Below are 16,447 nucleotides of genomic sequence, written 5' to 3' on the forward strand. Positions count from 1 at the left end.
GGGAGAAGGACATGAGCGACGAGAACATCGAGGACCAGGGCCCGAAGAGCGCCGAGGATCTCGAACACGCGATCCCGCAGGGCCTCACCACCACGGTCGACGCGATCGATGAGGACGAGGGCGATCAGATCTTCCAGGTTGATCTGAACAAGGAGATGCAAAAGAGCTACCTCGATTACGCGATGAGCGTGATCGTGGGGCGTGCACTTCCCGATGTGCGCGACGGCCTCAAGCCCGTGCATCGCCGCATCGTGTATGGCATGTACGACGGTGGCTACCGCCCCGAGCGTTCCTTCAGCAAGTGCGCGAAGGTCGTTGGCGAGGTCATGGGTAATTACCACCCGCACGGCGATTCCGCGATCTACGACGCGATGGTGCGCCTCGTGCAGCCGTGGAACATGCGCTATCCGCTCATCCTTGGCCAGGGCAACTTCGGCTCCGCGGGTGACGACGGTGCCGCCGCCTCGAGGTACACCGAGTGCAAGATGTCGCCGCTCGCCCTCGAGCTCGTGCGCGACATCAACGAAGACACCGTCGACATGACGGGCAACTACGACAACACCGTCGACGAGCCCGTGATTTTGCCGGCGCGTTTCCCGAACCTTCTCGTGAACGGCTCGGCCGGCATCGCCGTGGGTATGGCAACGAACATCCCGCCGCACAACCTGCGCGAGGTGGCCTCTGCCGTTCAGTGGCTGCTCACGAATCCTGAGGCCACGAAGGAAGAGCTTCTCGAGGCTTGCATCGAGCGTATCCAGGGCCCCGATTTCCCGAACGGCGCGACCATCACGGGCCGTAAGGGGATCGAGGAGGCGTACCGCACGGGCCGCGGCTCGATCACGCAGCGCGCCGTTGTGAAGACCGAGGAGATCAACGGGCGCCTCGCGCTCGTCGTGACCGAGCTTCCCTACCAGGTCAACCCCGACAACCTCGCGCGCAAGATCGCCGAGCTGGTCAAGGCCGGCCGCCTCCAGGGCATCGCCGACATCACCGACGAAACCTCCGGTAAGACCGGTCAGCGCCTCGTGCTCACTCTCAAGCGTGATGCTGTGGCGAAGGTCGTGCTCAACAACCTGTACAAGCAGACGCAGCTTCAGGAGAACTTCTCCGCGAACATGCTCGCGATCGTCAACGACGTGCCGCGCACGCTTTCGATCGATTCGTTCGTACGTGAGTGGACGAAGCACCAGATCGACGTCATCGTGCGCCGCACCCGCTTCCGCCTGCGCAAGGCCGAGGAGCAGATCCACATCTACCGCGGCTACCTCAAGGCCCTCGATGCCCTCGACGAGGTCATCGCGACCATTCGCCGCTCGCCCGACGTGGACGAGGCTCGCACGGCCCTCATCGCGCTCCTGGACATCGACGAGATCCAGGCGAACGCGATCCTCGCGCTTCAGCTTCGTCGACTCGCTGCCCTCGAGCGCCAGAAGATCACCGAAGAGCACGATCGTCTCGCCGCGCTGATCCTCGAGTACGAAGAGATCCTTGGCAGCGAGCAGCGCCAGCGTGAAATCGTGAGCGAGGAGCTCGAGGCGATCGTCGAGAAGTACGGCGATGAACGTCGCACCCAGATCGTGCCGTTCGATGGCGATGTTTCGGTCGAGGATCTCATCCCCGAAGAGGACATGGTCGTCACGATCACGCGCGGCGGCTGGGTCAAGCGCACGAAGACCGACGAATACCGCGCGCAAAAGCGCGGCGGCAAGGGTGTGCGCGGCGCGAGCCTGCGCGAGAACGACGTGGTTGACCACTTCTTCACGACGACGACTCACAAGTGGCTTTTGTTCTTCACGAACTTTGGCCGCGTGTATCGCATCAAGGGCTACGAGCTCCCGGAGGCTCCGCGCGATTCGAAGGGTCAGCACATCGCGAATCTTCTCGAATTCCAGCCCGATGAGACGATCCGCTCCGCGCTCGTGATCGGCGGCTACGACGAGGCTGAATATCTCGTGCTCGCCACGAAGCACGGGATCGTGAAGAAGACCGCGATGAGCGCGTTCGACTCGAACCGCAGCGCCGGCCTGATCGCGATCAACTTGCGTGAGTTTGAGGGGCCCGACGGTTCCCTTGTCACCGATGAGCTTGTGGCGGCCCGCGCTGTCAACGGTGACGATCACCTGTTGCTCGTCTCGAAGAACGGCCAGAGCGTGCGGTTCCCCGCTTCCGACGACGTCTTGCGCCCGATGGGCCGCGTCACGGGCGGCGTGACCGGCATGAAGTTCCGTGGCGATGATGAGCTTCTCGCGATGGATGTCGCCCACCCCGATACGTTCGTGTTTACCGTGACCGATTCCGGTTTCGCGAAGCGATCCTCGATTGACGAGTACCGCGTGCAGGGCCGTGGTGGCCTCGGTATTAAAGTGGCGAAGCTCCCCAACGACCGCGGTCACCTCGTGGGCGCCGCGATCGTTGAGGAGACCGATGAAGTATTCGTGCTCATGGAGAAGGGCAAGGTCGTGCGGTCCTCCGTCGCGGGCGTGCCTTCCAAGGGCCGCGACACGATGGGCGTCGTCTTCGCGAAGCCTGACCAGAAAGACTCGATCATCCTCGTCAACGTGTTCAAGGAAAGTGAGCCGGATGACGACGAGGCCGCCGAAGCTGGCAGTGATGATGCCGGCGATGCCGTAGTCTCGGACTGATCGAATGAGCGAGGAGAACACCGTGAGTTCCACTAGCGACGATAAGACCCAGCCGATCGCGAAGCAGGGCGGGCCCGAACAGAGCGCCGAGTCGCGCACGACTGCGCTCTCGGAGGGCGTCACGAGCCGCATTGACGCGATCAAGAGCGGCGAAACCGACGAGCCGAAGTCGACCTCCCGCACCAAGAAGAATGCCCAGGCACCCGGTGCCCAGGAGGCAAACGCGGGTGGCGGGCAAGCGTCGGACCATGCCGCAGGCCCACGGGGCGGGCAGAGCTATGGCGGAAAATCCGCTGGCCAGAACCGTGGCGCGAATCCCGGTCAGCCGAACAGCGCGCCGATGGGCGCCCAGCCGGCGCCGCGTACCCGCACCACCCACCAGCCCGCCGCACGCCCCATGCCGGGTTCCCACGACACCGCGCCGGTGCAGGAGGCCCCCCGCCAGGGCAGCCGCCGCGTCAAGCTCACGCTTTCGCAGCTTGATCCGTGGAGCGTCATGAAACTGTCGTTCCTCGTGGCGATTGCGTTCGGTATTGCGCTCGTGGTCGCGGTGGCCCTTCTGTGGCAGGTCGTCAACTCGATTGGCCTGTGGGATCAGGTCAACCAGATCGCCTCCGACCTCAACAGCGGCAAGCCGCTGCCGTTCATGGAGTATCTCGAGTTCTCGAAGATGCTCTCGTATTCGGTGATCGTGGCCGTCCTCAACGTCATTCTCATTACCGCGCTCGGCACGCTGTTTGCGTTCCTGTACAACATCGTGGCCTCGCTGCTCGGCGGCTTGAAGGTCACGCTGACGGATAATTAAGCTGTATCCCTCTAGCCCGTGTGGCGTCCCATACACATGCGCCCTCGCGTTTGTGCGAAGGGCCCGCACTGGGCTAGAGTGTTTCCTCGTTGGAGTTACGCAAGTCGCTCCAGGAGGGCCTATAGCTCAGTCGGTTAGAGCGCTGTCCTGATAAGACAGAGGTCGCTGGTTCAAGTCCAGCTAGGCCCACTCAACGAACGGAGGCACCGTGAAGTATCTACGCGCACTTCTCTTGCTCATCGCCTCCACCGCTGTCGGCCTTTTCGCCTGGCGGAAAGTTGAAGAAAAACAGTTGAGGGATGATCTTTGGCAGGATGCCGAGGAGCGGACCCGCTGACATACCGGGGGCTATGGCGCAATTGGTAGCGCACCTGCTTTGCAAGCAGGGGGTTACGGGTTCGAGTCCCGTTAGCTCCACAGATAAAACCCCAGGTCGGCTAGAGCCGACCTGGGGTTTCTTCATGCCTTGATACGCGCGGCCGGTGGTGTCAAACCGAGGTGGCAAATCCTCGGAAATGGGGTGGCAAATCCCCGCTCTAAGGGTGGCGAATCCCCGGAAATGGGGTGGCAAATCCTCGCTTTTTCTGCGTGGAGGAGCATAGAATAAGCGCATGAACTCGGTAAACGCCCACATTCCCCGGCATGCGGTTTCGATTGCGCGGGAGATCCTCGAGGACTCGCCTCTGCTCGTTGTGCAGGGCGCGCGCCAGGTGGGGAAATCAACGCTCGTGGGGCAGGCTGTTGATCCACAACACGCTCATATGGTCACCCTCGATGATCCACTTGAGCGAGCGTTCGCGGAAGCGGACCCGGCAGCGTTTTTACAACAGGCGCAAGATAAGACCCTTGTGGTCGATGAGGCGCAGCGCGTTCCCGCGCTCGCCCTTGAGCTGAAACGCACTATCGATGCCGACAGGCGCCCGGGACGATTCGCAATTACCGGGTCATCCGATCTGCTGCGCACCCCCGGTGTCTCCGATTCTCTCGCGGGGCGCGCGGAGTTTCTTCGCGTGTATCCGCTTACGCCCGGCGAAATTATGGAAAGGTCAGAGCCCGAGGATTGGGTCTCGTGGATTCTTGATGGCGAGGAGGGAGCAAATGCCGGCAAGGTCTCGTACTGCGGCGGCGACGAGCTACGAGGCATGGTCCTCGCCGGCGGGTATCCGGTTCCCGTGCAGCGTGAAGGGGAGCGTCGCAAAGCGCGGTGGTTCGATTCGTATGTCACTTCGCTCATCGAGCATGATGCGCCTCAGCTCGCGGGAGGCCAGTTCCCTTCCCAGTTGCGAGCACTCTTGCGGCACATCGCGGAGCAGGGGCAATCAGAACTCGTGAAGGCGAAAACCGCACGGGCTCTCGGAATCGGCGAGACGGCACTTGGGGAATATCTGGCTCTTGCCGAGCGCATGTACCTCCTTGATGTCACGCCCGGATGGGGAGTGGGTTTCACGAATCGCGTGGTCAAACGTCCGAAGGTAGCCGTGGCCGATTCTGGTCTTGCCGCGTTCTTGTCGGGGCTCACGCCCGAGAAGGCTCGCGTTGCGGGAGGCGCGGAGCTTTTTGGAGCAACGCTTGAATCATTCGTGGGGGAGCAGCTTCGAGCGCAATCGACCTGGTCACGAGAGCGATTCAGCCTCCACCACTATCGCGAACGGGATAAGGAGATCGACATTGTTGTTGAGCTTGCCGATTCCCGCTTGATCCTCATCGAAGTGAAGGCGGCCGAAACCGTGACGGAACGGGCGTGGAAAAACCTTGATGTGGGATCGGCTCCGTTCAAGGACCGAGTCGTGGCGCGCGTGGTGCTGTACACGGGAACGCGTGCGGTCACCATGAAAAACGGAGGAGCCCCTCTCCACGTGTTGCCGGTCTCGAGCCTTTGGCAGCACCCTTAAGGTGGCGCACTTCCCCTCTCCGCCGAGCGGGTGCGGAGAGCACATTCTTGTGCCGGGACTATTTCGCCGCGAGAGGCCCCCACATAGGATTCCCTCATGATCTCGAATGAGAACGAAGAGCAGCGGAGTACCATCGCGGGTGCCCAGGAGCCGGCGTTTCCGCGCTTCGATATGGGGAACTCGCGTGTGAATCTCGACCACGCGACCAGTATCGCCGCGGAGCTTGAAGATGAAGCCCTGGCGCACAAGTTGACCAACGGTCGCTAGGCACGCCAGGGCCTTGGTGCCGCTGCATGAGGCGGCATATATGCCGTTTAGAAGTAGGTCACGCACCACGGCTCGCGGCGGCGCTGCAGGAGGATGCCGAGCTTGTCGACAGCGTCCTCGTCACCGCGCACCCAGCCCACCGTTTCGAGGGCCTGGATGTTGACGCCGCCGAGGAGAGTCGAGCCAAGAGCCGGAACATCGATCTCGACCTGCGGCTCGCCCTCGTAAGGCTCGCACGTGCCCTTGCCGTCCTTCACGGTGAGGCGCCAGGTGCCGTCGGCAAACCCCATCGAGTCCACCACGCGGAAGGTGACGTCTCCTTCGGTGTAGTAGTTGCGGGCTTCGAGCAGCGCGGCCGGGTCGATCACGCGCAGCCACAGGAAATCGTTGTGCTCGTTGATGTGGTAGCGGCGGCGATCGGCGAGGGCCCAGGGGAGGTGCTCGTCGTTGCGGGCATTATCGAAGCGGACTCGGCGCACGAGATCGAGCGAACCGAGGAACTCCCACATAGCGATGCTCGCGTCGGTCGTGCAGGGCACGAAGTCGATGACGTCGAGGGCGCCGCCGCGGCTCTCAAGGCGCCACGTCGCGTACCCGTCGAGCTCACCCTTCTCGTTCCAGTGGCCGATCGCGCGGGTCTTGTTGTTCGTTTCGCGCGTGGGCTTGTCGATGGAGCCGTTGCGGATCTCCATCTCGGGCGCGCAGCGGCTGATCGAGCCGGTTTGGCGCGCGTGGAACTTCTCAAAGACGTGGCGGGAGGCTTCCGGGAGCTGGGTGACGTCGATGTATTCGCACTTGCCTTTGATGGGGGCGGACACGCTGAAGCCCGAGCCGGCATGCAGCTCGACGGAGGTGCTGAAGATCGCGGGGCCGAAACCGAAGCGCCCGTAGATTGCTGCTTCGGTTGCGGTGAGGGCCGCAACGGCGAGACCCTTCTCCTTCGCGTCCTTGAGCGATTCCGTCATGAGGGTCGTGGCGATGCCCTGGCGGCGATGGGAGGCGAGCACGGTGACTTCGCTGATCTGGTGGCAGTCGATGACCTTGCCGCCAACGTTGAGTGAGCCTTTCCAGTCCATGAAGGTGGCAACGGGAATGTCGTTGCCGAGGCCGTAGGTGGGCCGTTCGGAATCGAGAACGGTGCGCGCGGTCGCCTGGCGCTCCGCGTCAATCTTCAATTGGTGTTCGAGGAACTTCTGCGAGGGGTAAGGATCGTGAAAGCCCTGCTGGACGGCGGTGAGCCATGCGGGATACCAGGGGTGGTCGTCGGGATTCGAGCTTGTGACGTGATGGGTTTCATACTTGAGATTCACGCGAGTGACACTAGCAAAGTAGAGTTTGGAGGATCTGAGCCAAAAAACGGGAGGTGTCATGGCTGCTCTAGTTTTCGACTCCGTCTCGTTCTCGTTCTCCTCGCGCCCGCTTCTCGAGCGTGTGAGCTTTCGCGTGGGTGCGGGGGAGCGCGCGTGTCTCGTGGGCCCGAACGGGTGCGGTAAAACGACCCTTCTTCGGCTTGCGCTTGGGGAGCTCTCGCCCGAACGGGGCGCGGTCACGTGGGAAGGAATGGGGTCCGACGCTTGCCAGCCTCCGTCGGCAGAAAACTTCACGGGGCGCGTACGCGAGTATTTTGATGAGGCACTCGCGCCCGTTCGTGCCCTTTCTGCGAGATTCGAGCAGGTCACGGCGCACATGGCGCAAGCTGCGGGTGAAAGCGCCGGTGACGCGCGCGAGTATGACGCGCTGCTCGCGGAAATGACCGCGCGCGATGTGTGGTCGCTTGAGTCGCGCATCGATGAAGTGCTTGCGGGGCTTGGCCTTCCGATGCTCGCGGGGGAGGGCCGCGAACGTGAGGTGGCGACGCTTTCCCCGGGCCAGCGCGGGAGGCTTCCGCTTGCGGCGATGCTTATCGCGCGGCCCGAGGCGCTCATTCTCGACGAGCCCACGAACCATCTCGACGCGGAGGGCGTGGACTTCCTCGCGCGCACCGTGCGCCAGTGGGAGGGGCCAGTGCTCATGGCGAGCCATGATCGCGCGTTCATCGAGGAAACTGTTACGGCGATTTACGATCTCGACGTTGCGGCGTGGCAGGCGCTCGCAACGGCCGAGGGACACGAGCTTCACGGCGTGTATCGCACCTCGGGCTCGTATTCGATGTTCCTTGAGGCGAAGCACAAGGCCCGAAAGGCGCATGCGCAGATTCACGCGGCGCAGCAAAGCGAAAAGCGAGAGATCGGCGAGCACCGGCACGCGGCGGGCGCGATCGCGAGCGGAGGGGTGCGCCTCGCAGAGGCGAGCGGTAAGGAAAAGAAGTTCTTTGCCGATCGCGCGCAAGCCACCTCAACTCGACGCACGCGCAACGACGACAAAAAGCTTGAGGCGCTTGAGGAGCGAGAGGTGCGTCGGCCCCGTTCTTACGACCTGACGTTCCCGCTCGCGCCCGCAAACCACGCCCCCGGTCTCGCCCTTTCGGCGCGTGAAGCCGCCGTGCACGGGCGCTTGCCGCCGCTCACCCTCGATCTTTCGCGCGGGGAGCACCTACTCGTGACCGGCGGCAACGGCGCAGGGAAAACAACCTTCCTTAATTGGATTGCGTCGGGAGCCCCGCCCGAAGGAGCAGAGGCGAGCGGCAGTGTTTCGAGCGACCGCCCCGTGGGGTTCGTGCCGCAGCGGCTACCGCACATCGGTGATCCCGGTTTCACGTGCGAGGTATGGACTGAGGGCGTGGGGGAGCGCGGCGCCGGAATGCTCCACCCCTCGATGTGGCACACACGAATCGAGGAGCTCTCGGCGGGCAATCAACGACGAGCCCAGCTTGCCCTTGCGCTTGCCGAGGCGCCGTCGTTCCTCGTGATCGATGAACCCACCAACTTCCTCGACCTTGCCACCGTTGAAGCGCTCGAGCGGGCCTTCAGTGAATGGACGGGGACCCTCATCATTGCGAGCCACGACCGCTGGCTCATTGAGCATTGGACGGGGCGGCGGCTCAATCTCGCACCCGCGTCCGCTTTGGGTGCTACCGGGTGAGGGTTTAGCCGAGCTGCCGGGTGGAAGTGGTGAAAAATCGCCGTGTCGAAGCCGTATTCGGGTCTAACTGGGTCGTTTTTCACCACCTCGGCCACAGCCGCTCCGTAAGGCGCCAGATGTAGGAGCCTGAGGTTAGGTGCGCCAGAAGGTCGTGACGTCCTTCTTCGTGGCAATTTGGTAGTCGATGAATGCCGCAATCAGCTCGTAATCGACGGGCGTATTCCACGGCAGGCGGGCAAGCATCGCCGTGCGGTCGGTCCCGCGCTCCTGCATGACATCCGCGAAATGGTCCATGGTCGCTTTTTCGGGCGATACGGCCATGTGCATCTTCGCGGCCGAAAACCCGATGATGAACGTGCCGTGATGCGTGAACATGGGCGTGCTCCACGCGATCCTTAGCTGGAGGTCCGGGTATGTGGCCTTCACCCAGTCGAGAACCTCAACCATGCGGTCGCGCTTGGCACCCTCGGGGATGGTGCTGAGGAACTCATCCAACGTCCTGATCGTCATGGAGCAAATCTAACGTCGGAAGGCGTAGAAACAGCGGATGTATACCTTTGTGAACTTATGTGACTTACGAGAATCGAACGAGTCTTGGGCCGACACCTGCTGGTGTGGGTTCCCGCGGCCGCCGGAGGGGAGTCTGTGGTGATCTCCCAAACACATGTTTCCGCTGGCAGCAAGGTGCACAGGGCGTACGAGGCTCGGTAACATTTAAGGGAAGGCTCAAGCACGTTTGGTGGGGTCGTTGGAGCGATGAGACACACCCCACAATGAGCGAAAAGTGCCAGCAAATGCGACTTGCATTGCTGCCATCACTACGGAATTTTGAGGTGTGGTTGTTTAGGCCACACGAGTAACGCTCGTTACAGATTGGCGGACAGAAGCCGCATAACGTTGCGGTAACAATCCTCTCGTCTTTCGTACCGGGCTCCCGCTCACGGCCTGATGCTCTAGGGAAACTACGAGAGGACCCCCACCAATGGTTAATGGAAAGTCGCACGAGGCTTTTTATCGCAAGCCCTTGCGTATTGGATCAGCTGCTCTGACCCTGGCTCTGGTGACCAGCATGACCCCGAGCTTCACTGCGAGCGGCCTCGACCGGGCCATGGCCGTGCAGCCGGCTCAGGCCGCGCCAGCTGCCCTGCCGACGGAGACGACGGCCGCCGAGACGGATCCGACGGCCCAGATCATCGACGCCGACATGATCGCAAGCGGTCGTGTCAAGAACGCTGCGAACCTGACCGATGCCCAAGGTGTGGGCAAGGGCCTTATCTCGGGTCACGTGTACATGGCTACTCCCGGTGGTAACCCGGGTGCGTCTTACGACAACGGCAACGTCAAACTTGACGGCATTACCGTCTACGCCCAGTTCCGAGACAAGGACGGCTCGTACTCGCCAATCTTCAGTGCGAAGACCCACACTCTGCCCGACGTTGTTGGCGGTAACGGTGGTAAGGGCACCTTCGCGTTCGGTACGGGCAAGAAGGGCATCACCTGGACCGACAAACTCGGTAAAGAGCACACCTGGGCCGCACGTACTGACCAGAAGCACCGCCATCTGGGTTGAGCCTTTCACCAACGAGCGCGGCAACCAGGTCGTCATGTTCCGCCAGGCCAACGGTTTCGTGCCCGGTTCTTTCAATGGTTTGGTGGAAGCCCCGCTCGGCTCGTTTGCTGCGGCTGACGGCAATATCCAGCTGATGGCAGCGTTGCTCCAGGAAGTTCCGCCAAACCACGAAACCAGCTGGATGGCTGCTAAGGGCGACAAACTCGTTGAGGACCCTAAGGGCCCGATCGACTCGGCTTCGACCCAGACCAAGGTTCCGAACACCATTTCGGGCCGTGTATGGCTCGAGACCGGCGGTCCGGACAAGGGCGTCGTTGCTACTGGCCCGTCGATGAACGGCATTGACGAAGCGGCTGACGGTTACACTGTCTACGCGTCCACCCTCACCAAGGACGGCGCTGCTGCTAACCAGAAGCTGCACGAGCAATACAAGAATGACCCGAGCAAGCTCGCCGAAGAGACCAAGAAGATGCTCGAGGATCACCCCGAGTACATCCTCAAGACCGTCCACGGTAAGACCGATAACAAGGGCTACTACACCCTGCGCTTCGGAAACTATAAAAAGGGTCAGAAGCGCGAAGACATCCTGAACCCGAACCATGTGTTCGTGTGGGTTGAAAACAAGGACGGCGTGGTTCAGAACGGCTACACCGGCTTCCACACCCCGATCTTCCAACGCTTCGACGACGGCGGTAACTTCCGGGCGTCAGCTATTCCTGGTGAGAACCAGCTGCCGATCGACTACAATGGCGTTCCGTTCCAGAACCTGAACTCGCTGTACAACGTCAACTACGGCATCATGCCGTACACCCCGGTGTCGATCACCGCTGACTACAACGCAACCGACAAGCCTGCTGCTCCGGGCACCACGGTGACCCCCGAGTTCAAGGGTGAGCTGTCTGATCTGCCGTCGAAGGTTGAGTGGCGCGACCAGAAGGGCAAAGTTCTTAAGACCTGCGAGCTCGACCAGTCCAAGGGCATTAAGGCTCAGGTCGCAGCGTGCACCTTTGACATTCCGAAGGACGCCAAGAAGGGCGACTACTTCAACGTTGTCCTGGTCTCCGGTGGCAACGACGTTTCCGCGTGGACCGTCCTGGTGACCAAGGACTCGGATGAGTACACCCCTGCCTACGAGGACAAGCTGGTTGTCCCTGGTGAGGAGACCAAGTCGTCCCCGACCTTCACTGGCAAGGACGGTAAGGACGCGAAGGCTCCTGAGGGTTCGAAGTTCAAGATCACTGATGGCCTCAATGTTCCTGAGGGCTATGAGGTCACAATTGATGAGAACACCGGTGAGATCACGGTGACGTTCCCGGACGGGTCGAAGCTGAACAAGGACACCGTTGAGGAGTTCGATGTTCCGGTGACGGTGACGTACCCGGATGGCAGCAAGGATGACGCTAAGGCGAAGTTCAAGCTGGACACCGATGGTGACGGTAAGCCGGACACCGAGGACGCGGATGACGACAACGACGGCATCCCGGACGACAAGGAAAAGGAAGACGGCACCAACCCGAAAGCTCCGAACGCGAACACGATCTACGAGCCTGCTTATGAGGGCAAGTTGGTTGTTCCTGGTGAGGAAACCAAGTCGACTCCGACCTTCACTGACAAGGACGGTAAGGGCGTCGAGGTTCCTAAGGGTTCGAAGTTCAAGATCACTGATGGCTTCAATGTTCCTGAGGGCTATGAGGTCACAATTGATGAGAACACCGGTGAGATCACGGTGACGTTCCCGGACGGGTCGAAGCTGAACAAGGACACCGTTGAGGAGTTCGATGTTCCGGTGACGGTGACTTACCCGGATGAGACCACCGATGAGGTGAAGGCGAACTTCAAGCTGGATACCGATGGTGACAAGACGCCTGACACCACCGATGAGGATGACGATAACGACGGCATCCCGGATAAGGAAGAGAAGGACAAGGGCTCTAACCCGAAGGATAAGGGCTCGATTCCGGCAACTCCGATCGAGCCGGGTAACCCCACCAATGCCGCAACCTACGAGCCTGGTTACGAGGATGGTTCGGGTAAGCCGGGTAGCGATGTCAAGATCGATGCTCCGAAGTTCACCGACAAGGACGGTAAGGACACTAAGGCTCCTGAGGGCACGAAGTTCACTCCTGGTGAGAACGCGCCTGATGGTGTGAAGGTTGACGAGAAGACCGGTGAGATCACCGTTCCGATCCCTGAGGATGCGAAGCCGGGTACCAAGATCACCGTTCCGGTTGACGTGACTTACCCGGATGGTTCGAAGGACCACGTTGACGTGACTGTCACGGTTGATGAGCCTGACGCTCCTGCGGAGAAGCCGGACTGGAATGACGACAAGGGTAAGCCTGGCGACAAGGTCGAAATTCCGAACACCGGTGGTCCGGTTGAAGACGGCACCACCGTTGAAACGGAAGGCCCCGGTAAGGCTGAAATCGGTGAAGACGGCAAGATCATTGTCGACATCGACAAGGACGCTAAGCCCGGTGACAAGGTTGTTGTCATTGTCAAGGACAAGGACGGCAACGAGATCGACCGTGTAGTCGTCGAGGTTGAGAAGCCTGCAGACAAGCCGGCCGAAAAGCCGGACTGGAAGGACAACAGCGGTAAGCCTGGCGACAACGTCGTGATCCCGAACGATGGTGGCCCGGTTCCGGACGGCTCCACCGTTGAGACCGAAGGCCCCGGTAAGGCTGAAATCGACAAGGACGGCAACATCCGTGTTGATATCGACAAGGACGCTAAGCCTGGTGACAAGATCACGGTTGTTGTCAAGGACAAGGACGGCAAGGTGATCGATACGGTCACGGTGACTGTTGAGAAGCCTGAGGCTCCTGCGGAACAGCCCGCGCCCGGAGGCAACGACAACGGCACTGCTCCGAAGCCCGGCGCTTCGAATGGCAACGGCCCTGTGAAGAAGGTGCCGCTGCCCAGGACCGGTGCTGAGGTTGCAGGTGTGGCTGGTGCTGCGGCTGCACTCATCGCAGCAGGCCTCGGCCTCGTGTTCTCGCGCCGCCGCCGCACAGGCGAGGAGAACTGATCGCCTAACCGGTCATAGACCGGCATAACTAGTGAGGGTGAGATCGCATCGCGATCTCACCCTCACTAATCATTAACACGAAGAAAACCTGGTAGGCGTAGCCACCGCCGACACACGCGGCTACGCCGGAGAGCGCAGCCCAGTCAGCGCCTGAAGCTGCGCGCAGCGATCAGCAGCACCCCCTAAGACGTCGCCACGATCGAGGCCGTTGCCGGCAAGAAGATTCACCCGCGAACGCAGCTGAAGTGAAGAAAGCGTCGGACCCTCGCAGAGCGGCCCGCACCGACGCGCACCGGACTTTGGGTAAGCCCCTGCATTTTTCACGCCTGACCGGGGCCGGGGCACATGCGGTGAAGGGTCCGACGGCTGCCCATCCGATGTGGATAACGGCATTTCGTCCCGATGGCGTGGGTATACAATTAGAATTGAAATGCTTCTATAAGTGTCGCCGGTGGGTCATGAGCACCGGCGGGTCGTTAGGAAAACCGAAGACGTGAACGGTAAATTGCACGCCCGGCGTGGGGCGTCGTTTCTGGCAGCATGTATCTCTTTAGTGTTGATTCTCGCGGGAGCAATTGGTGTCCCGTCGGCAGCGATGGGGGCTCCGCAGCAAACGGAGCGGCAGGTGCTGAAGTGTTACACAGAGGGGGTTGCCCTCTTCTGCGAGCAAGATCAGCTCCAACAGCTCATCACCGAGGCAGGAACGACACCGACTCGGATCGAGATCGGCAACGGTATTGAAACGCTTCTGACGAAAACCGTGGTCATCCCCAAAGGTGCCGACATCGAACTGGTGGGCGCGGACGTGGCCCCATGGGGTGGTGGCTCCAAGATTGTCCGCGATGATGGCACATTCACGGGGAGCCTCATCCGCGTGGAAAAGGGCGGCAAACTCACGCTCTCTGCCGGTACCGGCGACGGCGAGGGGCTCGTTATCGATTCACGAGCGCAGTACGACAATGTCGTCAAAGGCGATACTTTCGCGCCTACCGTCTACGTCCGCGGCGAATTGGTGATGAACGCCGGCAGCATCGAGGGAGCCCGGAAGGTATCCGGAACAGGCGAGGGCGCGGTCACTATTGACGGGCCGGAGGCAAAGTTCACGCTAAACGACGGCACAATCACCGACAACCAACGTAAAAACGAGCCGTCGTCAACGCAAAACGGAGCCGCAAACGTTGCGCTGAACAACGGCGCGACCATGGTGATGAACGGCGGCGAAATCTCCAAAGGGTATGCCGCGGAACGGGGGGATGCCTATAACGAGGCCGGGGGTGTCGGCGTTTTTAAGGGCTCGCACCTCGAGCTGAACGGCGGGAAGATCACCGGTAATAAAGGCTGGGCTGGCAACATCAACGTCACCAACTGGCTTTGGGATTGCCCGAAGCCTGGAGAGGATACCTCGAAGAGCCGCTCAACGCTCGTCATCAACGACGGCGAAATTTCCAATGGCTACGCTGCATTTGGCGGTGGCGGCATTAACGTTTTCGGTAATGCACAGGTCACGATGAACGGCGGCAGCATAACCGGTAACACTGCGCCGAATGGCGGTGGCGTCAACGCCATGGACCTGTACGCGTGGGGAGCGAGCGGCACCTGGGCAGAGGTTCCCGGCGACGGCATGAGCTGCAAGTTCAAGCCCGAAGAATGGAGTAAGGTCTCGCCCGGCGGGTTCACCATGAACGGTGGCTCCATCACGAAGAACAAGGCATACCGTACCGGCGGTGGCGTGAATTCGGTCTCCAACGCTGTTGAGCTGAACGCCGGTCTTATCGAGGGCAATATTGCACACCAACAGGGCGGCGGGGTGTATGTCGCCTCTAACTCGTTCAGTGCCCGCTTTAAAGACACGCTTATCGCCAAGAATTCCGCTACCTTCAGTGACGACCTGTCCTATGGCGGCGGGATCTGGCTGTGCCCGACCGGTGACTTGGAAACGTACGTCACCAACGGCGTAGCGATCTTCGACAACGAAGCACCCAAGGGATCGCGTAGCTCCCACTGGGGCGACGACATCGCCCACGATTCTTACGGAAGTTCATCCGGGGCTCGCATTCAGATGGACTCGCGCATGCTCGGCGGTGGCGAAACCACATACTACCGGGACGGCGCGAGCGCGGCGCCAGCTCGATTCGATGCCAACAATCCCGGCAAAGAGCAGGTGTTCGACGGTACCGAGAGGGATTCCGACGCAACCCATGACTACAAGACGAAGCTGAGGAACGAAGGCCTCAAGACCGTCGCCGAAACGTCAGCGAAAGAGCGCGCAAAGTCGTGGGCAAGGCTCACGATTCAGAAGAACCACGCTCCGCGCGGCGCCGGTGTGGGCTCGAACGGAACGCTCGTGTTCGGCACGCCAGAAAAGACCGAGGTGAAGGTCACCAAGACCTGGAAGACTGCCGACGGTAAGGACCTTGACGCGAAGTCGACGGTTCCGGTCAAGGTGCAGCTTGTCGGTTCGGTCGACGGCAAGAAATTCGATGTCGGCAACCCGGTTGAGTTAAACGCCCAGAACGCATGGACACACACGTTCACGGATCTTCCGACTACCGTAACCGTTGACGGCAAGCAGGCCAAGATCAACTACGCCGTTGAGGAGCTGACTGTTGAGGGCTTCACCTCTGCTGTGACGGGTGATGCGGCGAGTGGTTTCACGATCACGAATACGCAGACTCCGCCGACACCGCCCACGACCGAGGTCTCGGTGAACAAGGTCTGGAAGTCGTTTGACGGTGAGGATCTTGATCCGGCGTTGGCGATACCGGTGAAGGTTCAGTTGACGAAGACCGTCGACGGGAAGACCACCCCCGTTGGTGACCCGGTCGAGTTGAACGCTGAGAACGACTGGTCGCACGCGTTCACGGATTTGCCTGAGTGGCAGCTTGTGGACGGTAAGAAGGCTTCGATCTCGTACTCGGTTGAGGAGCTTGAGGTCGACGGCTTCACCTCTGAGGTGACGGGCGATGCGGCGAGTGGTTTCACGATCACGAACACGCAGACCCCGCCGCAGACGCCTCCGACGACCGAAGTTGCGGTGAACAAGGTCTGGAAGTCGTTTGACGGTAAGGACCTTGATCCGGCGTTGACGATGCCGGTGAAGGTTCAGCTGATGGAGTCGACTGGCGGGGAGAAGTCTCCGGTTGGTGACCCGGTTGAGTTGAACTCCGAGAACGGCTGGACGTATACGTTCACGGATTTGCCTGAGTGGCAGCTTGTGGA

At 61.1% G+C, this 16,447-nt stretch carries 11 protein-coding genes and 2 tRNA genes; 11 read left to right on the forward strand and 2 right to left on the reverse strand.

Features of this window, described 5'->3' with window-relative positions; genetic code table 11:
- Positions 1 to 11: 11 nt before the first annotated feature.
- The 7 genes from gyrA to HMPREF3176_RS10295 all read left to right on the forward strand — a co-directional run bounded on the left by gyrA (position 12) and on the right by HMPREF3176_RS10295 (position 5,606).
- Positions 12 to 2,642: a DNA gyrase subunit A gene (gene gyrA / locus HMPREF3176_RS01605; RefSeq protein ID WP_141742326.1), complete on the forward strand. Its 2,631-nt coding sequence runs from the start codon at positions 12 to 14 to the stop codon at positions 2,640 to 2,642.
- Positions 2,643 to 2,664: 22 nt separating this feature from the next.
- Positions 2,665 to 3,447, forward strand: coding sequence for a DUF3566 domain-containing protein (locus HMPREF3176_RS10480; RefSeq protein ID WP_246826617.1), 783 nt, complete (start codon positions 2,665 to 2,667; stop codon positions 3,445 to 3,447).
- A 115-nt stretch (positions 3,448 to 3,562) separates the two neighbouring features.
- Positions 3,563 to 3,636: transfer RNA gene (locus tag HMPREF3176_RS01615), tRNA-Ile, on the forward strand.
- A gap of 19 nt (positions 3,637 to 3,655) precedes the next feature.
- Positions 3,656 to 3,784 carry a DLW-39 family protein gene (locus tag HMPREF3176_RS10410; protein WP_210386442.1) on the forward strand — a complete coding sequence of 43 codons (129 nt, stop codon included), beginning with the start codon at positions 3,656 to 3,658 and terminating at the stop codon, positions 3,782 to 3,784.
- Between the two features lie 7 nt (positions 3,785 to 3,791).
- Positions 3,792 to 3,864, forward strand: a tRNA-Ala gene (locus HMPREF3176_RS01620).
- Positions 3,865 to 4,058: 194 nt separating this feature from the next.
- Complete coding sequence (locus HMPREF3176_RS01625) at positions 4,059 to 5,339, forward strand: ATP-binding protein (RefSeq protein ID WP_070457672.1); 1,281 nt, start codon at positions 4,059 to 4,061, stop codon at positions 5,337 to 5,339.
- Between the two features lie 96 nt (positions 5,340 to 5,435).
- Positions 5,436 to 5,606 (forward strand): hypothetical protein, encoded by a 171-nt coding sequence (locus HMPREF3176_RS10295; protein WP_168161927.1) that lies wholly within the window; start codon positions 5,436 to 5,438, stop codon positions 5,604 to 5,606.
- Positions 5,607 to 5,653: 47 nt separating this feature from the next.
- Here HMPREF3176_RS10295 and HMPREF3176_RS01630 read toward each other — a convergent pair whose 3' ends face one another.
- The gene (locus HMPREF3176_RS01630; protein ID WP_168161928.1) at positions 5,654 to 6,916 is read right to left on the reverse strand and encodes a GNAT family N-acetyltransferase; all 1,263 of its coding nucleotides are present in this window, start codon (positions 6,914 to 6,916) and stop codon (positions 5,654 to 5,656) included.
- 58 nt (positions 6,917 to 6,974) lie between these two features.
- Here HMPREF3176_RS01630 and HMPREF3176_RS01635 point away from each other — a divergent pair, with 58 nt between their 5' ends.
- Positions 6,975 to 8,627, forward strand: a complete 1,653-nt coding sequence (locus HMPREF3176_RS01635; protein WP_070457675.1) for an ABC-F family ATP-binding cassette domain-containing protein — start codon at positions 6,975 to 6,977, stop codon at positions 8,625 to 8,627.
- Between the two features lie 132 nt (positions 8,628 to 8,759).
- Here HMPREF3176_RS01635 and HMPREF3176_RS01640 read toward each other — a convergent pair whose 3' ends face one another.
- Positions 8,760 to 9,137, reverse strand: a complete 378-nt coding sequence (locus HMPREF3176_RS01640; RefSeq protein WP_070457676.1) for an iron chaperone — start codon at positions 9,135 to 9,137, stop codon at positions 8,760 to 8,762.
- A gap of 550 nt (positions 9,138 to 9,687) precedes the next feature.
- Here HMPREF3176_RS01640 and HMPREF3176_RS10180 point away from each other — a divergent pair.
- The 3 genes from HMPREF3176_RS10180 to HMPREF3176_RS01655 form a co-directional block, all read left to right on the forward strand.
- Positions 9,688 to 10,197 (forward strand): hypothetical protein, encoded by a 510-nt coding sequence (locus tag HMPREF3176_RS10180; RefSeq protein WP_141742327.1) that lies wholly within the window; start codon positions 9,688 to 9,690, stop codon positions 10,195 to 10,197.
- 82 nt (positions 10,198 to 10,279) lie between these two features.
- Positions 10,280 to 13,228: a YPDG domain-containing protein gene (locus HMPREF3176_RS10300; protein ID WP_168161929.1), complete on the forward strand. Its 2,949-nt coding sequence runs from the start codon at positions 10,280 to 10,282 to the stop codon at positions 13,226 to 13,228.
- 625 nt (positions 13,229 to 13,853) lie between these two features.
- Positions 13,854 to 16,447: Cna B-type domain-containing protein (locus tag HMPREF3176_RS01655; protein WP_210386443.1), on the forward strand; the 2,594-nt coding region annotated here is incomplete at its 3' end.

This window comes from Dermabacter sp. HMSC08H10, from assembly GCF_001807585.1.
Classification (GTDB): Bacteria; Actinomycetota; Actinomycetes; order Actinomycetales; family Dermabacteraceae; genus Dermabacter; species Dermabacter hominis.

Bases quoted from the DNA above. Each gene is read 5' to 3' on its own strand.
- HMPREF3176_RS10295 (WP_168161927.1), top strand. From the start codon at position 5,436: ATGATCTCGAATGAGAACGAAGAGCAGCGGAGTACCATCGCGGGTGCC.
- HMPREF3176_RS01635 (WP_070457675.1), top strand. From the start codon at position 6,975: ATGGCTGCTCTAGTTTTCGACTCCGTCTCGTTCTCGTTCTCCTCGCGC.
- HMPREF3176_RS01625 (WP_070457672.1), top strand. From the start codon at position 4,059: ATGAACTCGGTAAACGCCCACATTCCCCGGCATGCGGTTTCGATTGCG.
- HMPREF3176_RS01640 (WP_070457676.1), bottom strand. From the start codon at position 9,137: ATGACGATCAGGACGTTGGATGAGTTCCTCAGCACCATCCCCGAGGGT.
- gyrA (WP_141742326.1), top strand. From the start codon at position 12: ATGAGCGACGAGAACATCGAGGACCAGGGCCCGAAGAGCGCCGAGGAT.